At 73.3% G+C, this 9,641-nt stretch carries 11 protein-coding genes and 1 pseudogene; 9 read left to right on the forward strand and 3 right to left on the reverse strand.

The window, feature by feature from the left end; all coding sequences use genetic code 11:
• Positions 1–160: 160 nt before the first annotated feature.
• The 8 genes and pseudogenes from ACWGDE_RS31510 to ACWGDE_RS31545 all read left to right on the forward strand — a co-directional run.
• Complete coding sequence (locus ACWGDE_RS31510) at positions 161–1,378, forward strand: segregation/condensation protein A (protein WP_453392455.1); 1,218 nt, start codon at positions 161–163, stop codon at positions 1,376–1,378.
• Entirely contained in the window at positions 1,375–2,043 is a 669-nt protein-coding gene (gene scpB, locus ACWGDE_RS31515) for an SMC-Scp complex subunit ScpB (RefSeq protein WP_453392445.1), read from the forward strand. The genes ACWGDE_RS31510 and scpB overlap by 4 nt, the downstream gene beginning before the upstream one ends.
• Entirely contained in the window at positions 2,043–3,467 is a 1,425-nt protein-coding gene (locus ACWGDE_RS31520) for a pseudouridine synthase (RefSeq protein WP_453392446.1), read from the forward strand. Before scpB ends, ACWGDE_RS31520 begins: the two co-directional genes overlap by 1 nt.
• 131 nt (positions 3,468–3,598) lie before the next feature.
• Positions 3,599–4,207 carry a nicotinamide riboside transporter PnuC gene (pnuC, locus tag ACWGDE_RS31525; RefSeq protein ID WP_453392447.1) on the forward strand — a complete coding sequence of 203 codons (609 nt, stop codon included), beginning with the start codon at positions 3,599–3,601 and terminating at the stop codon, positions 4,205–4,207.
• A complete protein-coding gene (locus tag ACWGDE_RS31530) occupies positions 4,204–5,298 on the forward strand; it encodes an AAA family ATPase (RefSeq protein ID WP_453392448.1) in 1,095 nt (364 codons plus the stop codon). The genes pnuC and ACWGDE_RS31530 overlap by 4 nt, the downstream gene beginning before the upstream one ends.
• The gene (locus ACWGDE_RS31535; protein WP_453392449.1) at positions 5,295–6,047 is read left to right on the forward strand and encodes an NUDIX hydrolase; all 753 of its coding nucleotides are present in this window, start codon (positions 5,295–5,297) and stop codon (positions 6,045–6,047) included. Before ACWGDE_RS31530 ends, ACWGDE_RS31535 begins: the two co-directional genes overlap by 4 nt.
• Positions 6,044–7,063 carry an ADP-ribosylglycohydrolase family protein gene (locus ACWGDE_RS31540; RefSeq protein WP_453392450.1) on the forward strand — a complete coding sequence of 340 codons (1,020 nt, stop codon included), beginning with the start codon at positions 6,044–6,046 and terminating at the stop codon, positions 7,061–7,063. The genes ACWGDE_RS31535 and ACWGDE_RS31540 overlap by 4 nt, the downstream gene beginning before the upstream one ends.
• Before the next feature lie 27 nt (positions 7,064–7,090).
• Positions 7,091–7,387, forward strand: a pseudogene (locus ACWGDE_RS31545) (DNA polymerase beta superfamily protein); the annotation flags it as partial.
• On the opposite strand, the gene ACWGDE_RS31550 reads toward ACWGDE_RS31545, so the two are convergent.
• The 3 genes from ACWGDE_RS31550 to ACWGDE_RS31560 form a co-directional block, all read right to left on the reverse strand.
• Positions 7,384–8,103, reverse strand: coding sequence for a nucleotidyltransferase domain-containing protein (locus ACWGDE_RS31550; protein ID WP_453392451.1), 720 nt, complete (start codon positions 8,101–8,103; stop codon positions 7,384–7,386). The pseudogene ACWGDE_RS31545 and the gene ACWGDE_RS31550 sit on opposite strands and share 4 nt — an antisense overlap.
• A 28-nt stretch (positions 8,104–8,131) precedes the next feature.
• Positions 8,132–8,623: a Rieske (2Fe-2S) protein gene (locus tag ACWGDE_RS31555; protein ID WP_453392452.1), complete on the reverse strand. Its 492-nt coding sequence runs from the start codon at positions 8,621–8,623 to the stop codon at positions 8,132–8,134.
• An 84-nt stretch (positions 8,624–8,707) separates the two neighbouring features.
• Entirely contained in the window at positions 8,708–9,049 is a 342-nt protein-coding gene (locus ACWGDE_RS31560) for a DUF952 domain-containing protein (protein ID WP_453392453.1), read from the reverse strand.
• Between the two features lie 136 nt (positions 9,050–9,185).
• Between ACWGDE_RS31560 and ACWGDE_RS31565 the strand changes: the two genes are divergently transcribed.
• A complete protein-coding gene (locus ACWGDE_RS31565) occupies positions 9,186–9,629 on the forward strand; it encodes a YidB family protein (protein WP_453392454.1) in 444 nt (147 codons plus the stop codon).
• Positions 9,630–9,641: the final 12 nt, after the last annotated feature.

The raw sequence follows: 9,641 nt of genomic DNA on the forward strand, positions 1-9,641 counted from the left end.
GAGCGTGGCGGGCGCCGTGGTCCTGGCGGACCTGGCGTCCCGCGGCGACGCGTTCAGCCTGGTGCGCGGCCACCGGGGCCGCGGTCCGCCGCGAGGGAGCCCCAGTCCCCATCTGGCCCCGGCCCGACCGGCCGTTCACTCCGTACCACCCTGGACCGCGATGCCCTCTCCCGCCGAACCCGGCCGACCCTCCCGCCGCTCGCTGGGCCGCGGCCCGGGTGCCCCCGTACCGGTGGCGGAGGAGGAGCTCCCCGATCCCGTCCCCCGGCCTCCGGCCGGGGAGACCCCCGAACCCCCCGACCGGGCCCCGGATCCGGCCGTACCGGCCTCCGACGGCCCCGGTGGGGCCGAGGGGCCGGACGGGCCTTCCGGTGGCGCCGACGGCGCCGAGGCGGCCCCCGGAGGCTCCGTACAGGCCCTCGACGGGGCCGCACCGGACTCGGGCGGCGCCGGGGGCGCCCAGGGGTCCCTGGCGGCCTCGGGCGGCCGTGACAGCGCCCGGGGGGCCTCGTCGGCCCCTGGCGGCGCCGAAGGCCCCGTAGCGGCCTCGGGTGCGTCCGTTCCGGCCCCGGAGGGGGCGGGGGACGGGCGGTTCACCCTGCGGCTGGACAACTTCGAGGGGCCGTTCGACCTGCTGCTGCAGCTGATCTCGCGGCACAAGCTCGACGTCACGGAGGTCGCGCTGTCACAGGTCACCGACGAGTTCATGGCGCACATCCGTTCCATGGGCCCCGACTGGGACCTCGACCAGACGACCGAGTTCCTCGTCGTCGCCGCGACCCTCCTCGACCTGAAGGCCGCCCGGCTGCTGCCCGTCGCCGAGGTCGAGGACGAGGCCGACCTCGCGCTGCTGGAGGCCAGGGACCTGCTCTTCGCGCGGCTCCTGCAGTACCGGGCCTACAAGCGGATCGCCGAGATCTTCCAGGAGCGCGCCGAGGCCGAGGGCAGGCGCTACCCGCGCACGGTGGGTCTGGAGGCCCACCTCGCCGAGCTGCTGCCCGAGGTGGTCATCAGCGTCGGCGGCGACGGACTGGCGCGGCTCGCGGTCAAGGCCATGCAGCCCCGGGCGAAGCCCCAGGTGTACGTGGACCACATCCACGCGCCCCTCGTGAGCGTCCGCGAGCAGGCCGGGCTGGTCGTGGCGCTGCTGAAGGCGCGCGGCGAGGCCACCTTCCAGGAGCTCACCGAGGACGCGGAGGACACCCTGACCGTCGTGGCGCGCTTCCTGGCCCTCCTGGAGCTCTACCGGGAGAAAGCGGTGGTCCTGGACCAGGAGGAGGCCCTGCGGACGCTCACCGTGCGCTGGAGCGGCGGGGACGGGGACGGCATGCCGAGGGTCACGGACGAGTTCGACCGGATCGTGGAGGTCAAGGAATGAGCGGGCCGCAGGCGCACGCAGAGGCACAGCCGCAGCCGCAGCCGCAGGGGCGGGTGGCCGGACTGGACCTGAAGCCGGCCCTGGAGGCCGTCCTCATGGTGGTGGACGAGCCGGCGACCGAGGCGCACCTGGCCAAGGTGCTGGAGCGCAGCCCCAGGGAGGTCGCGGAGGCGCTGCGCGAGCTCGTGGACGAGTACGACGTACAGCGCCGCGGATTCGAATTGCGGCTGGTCGCCGGGGGCTGGCGGTTCTACAGCCGGGCGGACTTCGCGCCGGCCGTCGAGGCCTTCGTGCTGGACGGCCAGCAGGCCCGTCTCACCCAGGCGGCACTGGAGACCATGGCCGTCGTCGCGTACCGTCAGCCGGTCAGCCGGTCGAGGGTTTCGGCGGTCCGCGGAGTCAACTGCGACGGGGTCATGCGCACCCTCCTCCAGCGGGGTCTGGTGGAGGAGGCGGGGACGGAACCCGAAACAGGTGCGATCCTGTACAGGACGACGAACTACTTTCTGGAGCGGATGGGCCTGCGTGGCCTGGACGAGCTCCCGGAGCTCGCGCCCTTCCTCCCCGAGGCGGACGCGATCGAAGCCGAGACGCAAGAGGGTGTTCCGTCGTTCGATCCGGACTCTCCGGATACCGATGAAGACGACAAGACGACGGAACTTTGATGCGAAGCAGCGGCAACGGCAACGGTGGCGGCAACAGGAACAGCGGCGGCGGTGGCGGCGGCGGGCGTGGTAACGCCCGTGGCGGCAGCTCCAGCGGCGGCGGTGGTGGCTACCGCGGTGGCGGCTCCTCCGGCGGCAGCGGCTCGGGCGGCGGCTACCGGGGCGGCAGCTCCGGCGGCTCCGGCGGCGGTTCCCGCGGCGGCAGCTCGGGTGGTGGCTACCAGGGCGGCGGCTCGCGTGGCGGCAGCTCCGGCGGCGGATACCAGGGCGGCGGTTCCCGTGGTGGTTCCTCCGGCGGCGGCTACCAGGGTGGCGGCTACCAGGGTGGCGGCTCCGACCGTGACCGCGAGCCCGCGCCCCGCATCCGCAACCCCCGCCCCGAGGAGCGTCGCTACGACGTGGGCCCCGAGGGCGAGCGCAACGGCCGCGGTGGCGCCAAGGCGGGCGGCGGCGGTGCCCGCGGCGCGGCCGACGGCAACCGCGGCGGTGCACGCGGCGCCGCGGCCCGCGGTGGCGCCAAGGGCGGCCCGAAGGTCTCCCGCACCCCCGGCATCGGCGGCGCCGGCGGCCCGCGCATCGGCCCCGGCTCCCGCAGCGGCCAGTCCAAGCCGCGCGAGCTGGAGGCGCGGATCGAGGAGCGCGTGCGCGACCGGTACGCCGACAAGCCCGTGATCAAGACCCCGAAGACCTTCCCGGGTGCCGAGGAGGAGGGCGAGCGCCTGCAGAAGGTCCTCGCCCGTGCCGGCATGGGTTCGCGCCGCGCGTGCGAGGAGCTCATCGAGCAGGCGCGCGTCGAGGTCAACGGCGAGATCGTGCTCTCGCAGGGCAAGCGCGTGAAGCCCTCGGACGAGATCAAGGTGGACGGCCTGACCGTCGCCACCCAGTCGTACCTGTTCTTCGCGCTGAACAAGCCGGCCGGCGTCGTCTCCACGATGGAGGACCCGGACGGCCGCCAGTGCCTCGGCGACTACGTCACCAACCGTGAGACGCGTCTCTTCCACGTCGGCCGGCTCGACACCGAGACCGAGGGCATCATCCTGCTCACCAACCACGGCGAGCTGGCCCACCGCCTCACGCACCCGAGGTACGGCGTGAAGAAGACCTACGTCGCCGCCATCACCGGACCGCTGCCGCGCGACATCGGCAAGCGCCTCAAGGACGGCATCGAGCTGGAGGACGGCTACGCCCGCGCCGACCACTTCCGCGTCGTCGACCAGCTCGGCAAGAACTACCTGGTCGAGGTGACCCTCCACGAGGGCCGCAAGCACATCGTGCGCCGCATGCTGGCCGAGGCGGGCTTCCCCGTCGAGAAGCTGGTGCGGACCTCCTTCGGTCCGATCGAGCTCGGCGACCAGAAGTCCGGCTGGCTGCGCCGCCTGACCAACACCGAGGTCGGCATGCTCATGAAGGAGGTCGGTCTGTAAGGACCGGCTGCTCCTCCCGTACGAACCAAGAACCCGCGGTGCCCTTGGGCGCCGCGGGTTTTTCGCGCTTGTGCCGACCCCGCGGGTTCTTTATAGTCAACCTGACTATAAAAGGAGTGGGGGTCGTCATCATGGGGTGGCAGACGAGCTGGACCGAGATCCTCGGGTTCGCCACGGGAGCCCTGTGCGTCTGGCTGGTCGCCCGGCAGCACATCGCCAACTGGCCGATCGGCATCGCCAACAACGTCTTCTTCATCGTTCTCTTCGCCCAGGCCGAGCTCTACGCCGACGCCGGGCTGCAGATCGTCTTCATCGCCCTCGCCGCGTACGGCTGGTGGTCCTGGACCCACGGGGGTGGACCAGGAACCGCCGAGGCCCTGCCGGTGCGCCGCACGACGGCCGCCGAATGGGCCGTGCTGGGCACGGCGGGGGCGGTGGGGGTGCTCGGCCTGACGCTCCTGCTGAGCCGGGCCACCGACTCCACCGTCCCGTTCTGGGACGCGGCCACCACCGGGCTCTCCCTCATGGCCACCTACGGGCAGTGCCGCAAGCTCCTGGAGTCCTGGTGGCTGTGGATCGCCGCCGACCTCGTGTACATCCCGCTCTACGTGTACAAGGGGCTCTACCTGACGGCCCTGCTCTACGTGGCCTTCCTCGTCCTGTGCGTCGTCGGGCTCCTCGGCTGGCGCCGGGCGCTCCCGGCACGCGGCGCCCGTACGGCCCTGGGGGCGACGGCATGAAGCGCTACGGCCACGGCCTGGTGCTCGGCAAGTTCTATCCGCCGCACGCCGGCCACCACCACCTGGTGCGCACCGCCCAGGACCAGTGCGAACGGCTGACCGTGCTGGTGTGCGCCGCCTCCGTGGAGTCGGTGCCGCTGGCCGACCGGGTCGCCTGGATGCGCGAGGCGCACCCGGGGGCCGACGTGGTCGGCGCGATCGACGACATCCCGGTCGACCTGCACGACCCGGAGATCTGGGAGGCCCACATGGCGGTCTTCCGGGGCGCGGTGCGTCGCCCGGTCGACGCCGTCTTCACCACCGAGGAGTACGGGAGCGAACTCGCCCGGAGATTCGGGGCCCAAGAGGTGTGCGTCGACCGCTCGCGCTCGCTGTTCCCGGTGTCCGGGACGGCGGTACGGGCCGACCCGGTCGGGAACTGGGAGTTCCTGGGACCCGCCGTACGGGCCGCCCTGACCCGGCGGATCGTCGTACTCGGCGCCGAGTCCACCGGGACGACCACGCTGTCGCGGGCCCTGGCGGCCCACTGGCGGCGGCGCGGCGGGGTGTGGACCAAGACGGGCTGGGTCGCGGAGTACGGCCGCCGGTACAGCGAGGAGAAGCTCGCGGCGGCGCGCGCGGCGGACCCCGCGGCGAGCTGGGCCGACGTGGACTTCACCTCGGCGGAGTTCCCGGTGATCGCGCGGCGCCAGGACGCCGACGAGGAGCGGGCGGCCCGGCTGGGCTCACCGGTGCTCTTCTGCGACACCGACTCCTTCGCCACCGGCATCTGGCACGAGCGGTACATGGGCGGGCGCAGCGAGGAGGTCGAGCGGATCGCCGCCGGCACGCACCGGGACCTCTACCTGCTCACCGACCACGCGGACGTGCCCTTCGAGGACGACGGGTTGCGCGACGGGCCGCAGCTGCGGCCCTGGATGACCGGGCGGTTCCGGGAGGAACTGGAGCGCACCGGGAGGCGGTTCGTGGTGGTGAGCGGAGACCGCGAGCAGCGGCTGGCGGCGGCCGCGGCCGCCGTCGACGGACTGCTCGCGGAGGGCTGGCACTTCGCTGACCCGCTGCCGGAGCGGGTACGGGAGCAGAGCCGTTGAGCGGCGGCGGAGAGGGGTACGACCCCCATGCCTTCGAGCCGTTCGCGGTGACCGTCGACCTCGCCGTCTTCACCGTCCGCGGCGGCATCCTGCACGTGCTGCTGATCCGGCGCGGGCAGGAGCCGTACGCGGGCGCCTGGGCGCTCCCCGGCGGCTTCGTCCTGCCCCGGGAATCCGCGGAGACGGCCGCCCGGCGCGAACTCGCCGAGGAGACCGGCCTGTCGGCGGAGGTGATCGCGGCCCTGCACCTGGACCAGCTGCGCACCTACAGCGAACCGGACCGGGACCCCCGCATGCGGGTCGTCTCGGTGGCCTTCACCGCGCTCGTCCCCGACCTGCCCGAACCGGCGGCCGGGGGCGGCGGGGACGCCGACCGGGCCCGCTGGGTGCCGGTGGGGGAGGCGGCGGGCCCCTCGGCGGGGCTCGCCTTCGACCACGCGGTGATCCTCGCCGACGCCCGGGAGCGGGTGGGCTCGAAGCTGGAGTACAGCTGCCTGGCCACCGCCTTCTGCCCGCCCGAGTTCACCCTCGGCGAGCTCCAGGCCGTCTACGAGACCGTCTGGAACACCGCCCTGGACCGCCCCAACTTCCGCCGCAAGGTGCTGGCCACGCCCGGGTTCGTCGAGGCCGTGCCCGGCGCCGCCCGGCTCACCGGCGGCCGCGGCAAACCCGCCGCGCTCTACCGGCCCGGACCCGCGACCGCCCTGCACCCGCCCCTGCTCCGCCCCTCGGAAGGACACACACGATGACGACGACCACGAAGCGAGCGGCCACGGGCGCGATGCTCGGGCTGGCCCTGGGAGACGCGCTCGGCTTCCCCACGGAGTTCAACGACGTGCCGGGGATCCTGGCGAAGACGGGCCCGTGGCGGGAGATGGCGCTGCCCCGCCCGGCGATCGTCACGGACGACACCCAGATGACGCTGGCCTTCGCCCGGGGGATACGGACCGCGACCGACCGCGGCCGGGTGGGTCCGCTGCGGCTGGCCCGGCCGGTCCGGGAGGAGTTCGTCGACTGGTACCACTCCCCGGAGAACAACCGGGCCCCGGGCAACACCTGTCTGAAGGCCTGCAGCCTGCTGAACCGCCCCGAGCGGGACTGGCGCGACGCCAGCCAGCTCGGCTCCAAGGGCTGCGGCGCGAACATGCGGGTGGCGCCGGCGGGGCTGGTGCCCGGCTGGACCGAGGAGGAGCGGGCCGGCGCGGCCCAGCTCCAGTCGGCCCTCACCCACGGCCACCCGACGGCGCTGGCCGCCTCCGACCTGACGGCCCGCGCGGTGTTCCTGCTGGCCCGGGGCACGGAGGTGACCGGCCTGGTCGGGCAGCTGCGCTCGTACGCCCTGGAGAACCGCACCCGCTACCACGAGCGCTGGCTCGGCGACCTCTGGACGCGCACGTCCTCGGACGCCTCGGCCGAGGCCTTCATGGCGCGCGGCTGGGACGAGTGCCTCGGGGTCCTGGACCGCCTGGCGGCGGCCCTGCGGGCGCCCTCCCCGGAAACGGACCCCTGCCTGACCACGGGCGACGGCTGGATTGCCGAAGAGGCCCTGGCCACGGCCCTGCAGTGCTTCCTGCTCTTCCCGCAGGAGCCGCTCCTGGCCCTGCGCCGCGCGGCCTGCACCCGCGGCGACTCCGACTCCATCGCCTGCCTGACCGGCGCCTTCGCGGGCGCCCACCTCGGCGCGGACGTCTGGCCCCGCGACTGGGAGGGCCGCATCGAGTACCGCGAGGAACTCCTCGCCTTCGGCGCCCTCTGGGACGCGTGATCCATGCTGGACGCACTGAGCACCGACCTGGCCCCCGCCGTCCTGACCTCCCACCACGCCCACCACTACCGGGGCTTCGCCAACACCCAGTGGCGTCTCTTCGGGAAGACGGACGAACTCAAGCCGCTGCTCTACACGTTCCGGGCGCTGCTCACGGGCATCCACCTGATGCGTTCGGCGCGGGTGGACGGGGAGCGGCTGGAGCGGGACTTCGAGGCCCTGCACGCCGTGCTGGAGGCCGCCCGGGGCGCTTCGGCCCTGCCGGAGCACGCGGGCGGCTTCGACGCGCTCGACGAGTTCGTCGTGCGGCGGCGGGTGGGTTAGGGCGCCGCCGGGGGGAGGGCCGAGGTGCGGCGGGTGCGGTGGAGGAAGTCCTCGACTCGGGGGAGGTCCGGGGTTTCGGGGAGGGGGGTCTTGGTGAGGGCGGACTCGGAGTCCGTCATCAGGCGGGTCATCCAGGCGTCGACCTCCTCCCAGGTGAGCTCGCCGCGGCGGACCGCGAGGAGGCGGTCGCGGTAGGGGCCCGCGTCGATCACCAGGTGGCCCGTGCGCAGCAGGTCGCGGCAGGACAGCAGCAGCCGCAGCAGGTGCATGGCGTGCTTCCAGCGCGGGGCGCCGTGGTTGCGGAGGTCCCCGAGGAGCTTGTCGCGCTGGGAGATCGCGTACCGGCTGAACGTGGTGTGGGCCTGGCGGGAGAGGAACGCCCCGCGGAGCGAGAGGAGTTCCTCGCCGACCGGCGTGAGGTGTTCCACGACGGGGGAGTGCAGGCACTCCAGGATGTTCGGGTTGGCTCGCAGGGCGAGCTCGCAGAAGCGTTCCAGCTCCCACGAGAACTCCTCGTCCCGCGGGCCGTCCACATGCGTCGGCGGCTTCCGGAAGCCCCAGAACAGCGGGGTCGGGGCGAGGTAGACACCGCGCCGGTCGGTGTCGCTCGCCTCCGTCGCCAGGCCGAACGCCCTCGAACCCATCACGCACGAGTAGATCGTGTGGTCCCTGACCAGGGTGAGTTCGAGCGGCTCGGGCATCGGCTTGTCGTTCATGCGCCGAGGCTAGGCGCGTGGGCCGCCCCTAGGCGAGCGAGATTTCGCCCGACGGGGAGACGGTGATCTTCTTCTCCGCCAGCGGCTGGGTGGCCGGGCCGTGGGCCACCGCTCCGTCGGCCACCTTGAACTTGCTGCCGTGGCACGGGCAGTCGATGGTGCCCGCCTCCACCTTGTTCACGATGCAGCCCTGGTGCGTGCAGACCGCGGTGAAGCAGCGGAAGGAGCCCGCCGTCGGCTGGGTGACGACCAGCTTCTCGTCCTTGAGGACCGTGCCGCCGCCGACGGGCACGTCCGCCGCCTTGACCAGGGCCTTCTTCCCGGTGCTCGGAGCCGAGGAGGCCGGCGCCGGCGCGGACGGCGCGCCGGACTCGGGGGTCTTCGGCGTGGGTGCGCTGCCGCCCTCGGCCGCCGGCTTCTTCTCGTCGGCACCGCCGCACGCGGTGAGCACACCGCCTGCCAGGGCGCTCGCGCCGACCGCAAGTACCGTGCGCCGGGCGGTGCGTGTGGGCTCGCTCATGAAAGTTCTCCTCGGGTTGGTGCCGTGCTGGCCAGAGGCATCCTGGCGCGTGACGGGTCTCAGTAAAACCTGCCACGCGTCCGATCAGCCCTCCGGCTCCCATGGGACGAGTCCGGCCGGGGAGCCGGGGGCTCGTACGACCTCCCACACGCGGACGACGGCGTCCCGGTTCAAAGGACCGTGGACGTGCGGGTAGAGGCCCCCCGATTCACCCTCGCGGCGGACCTCCGAGGTCAGGGCGAGTTCGTCGAGCTCCACGGCGAGCAGGGTCCCCCGTACGCCGGTGTAGTGGGAGGTGGCGATCGCCAGCGCGGTCTCCGGGTCGGCCGAACAGTGCACGAAACCCTCGGAGTCGAGGGAGGGCGGGGCGTAGGGGAGGGCGGGCGCCGCGGTCCAGTCGGCGAGGGGTACGAGGTGGAAGATCATGCCGATCGTTCTACCGCAGAGGCCGCGGGTCGCTGCGCCAAGTGGCAGACCCGCCCGGATTGGGTGACATTGTCGGTATCTCGAAGCCGGGTGGCCGCTTTCCGTGCGCCCCGGTCCCTCTTCGAAAGGCAGCACCATGGCGGGTAACGACCTCGGCTCCCTTCTCGGCGGCCTCCTCGGTGGCGGCAGCGGCGGACAGGGCGGCAGCGGTGGTGGCGGCAACATCCTCGGCGCGCTGCTCGGCGCGCTCATGGGGGGTGGCGGCGGCGCCCAGGCGGCCGGCGGCGCGGGGAACAACCCGCTGGGCGGGCTGATGGACATGCTGACCAAGTCGGGCCTGGTCGACCAGGCCCAGTCCTGGGTCGGCACCGGCGAGAACCAGCCGGTCAGCGGCGCCCAGATCGCCGAAGCCCTCCCGAACGACACGCTGGCCCAGGTCGCCGAGCAGGCCGGCATCAGCCCTGAAGCCGCCGCCGACCAGATCGCCCAGCAACTCCCGCAGGCCGTCGACAAGCTGAGCCCCTCGGGCTCGCTCCCGAGCGGTTCGCTCGAGGACATCATCAAGGCGCAGAACCTGTAAGCAGCCTTCAAC

The organism is Streptomyces sp. NPDC054956, from assembly GCF_053609185.1.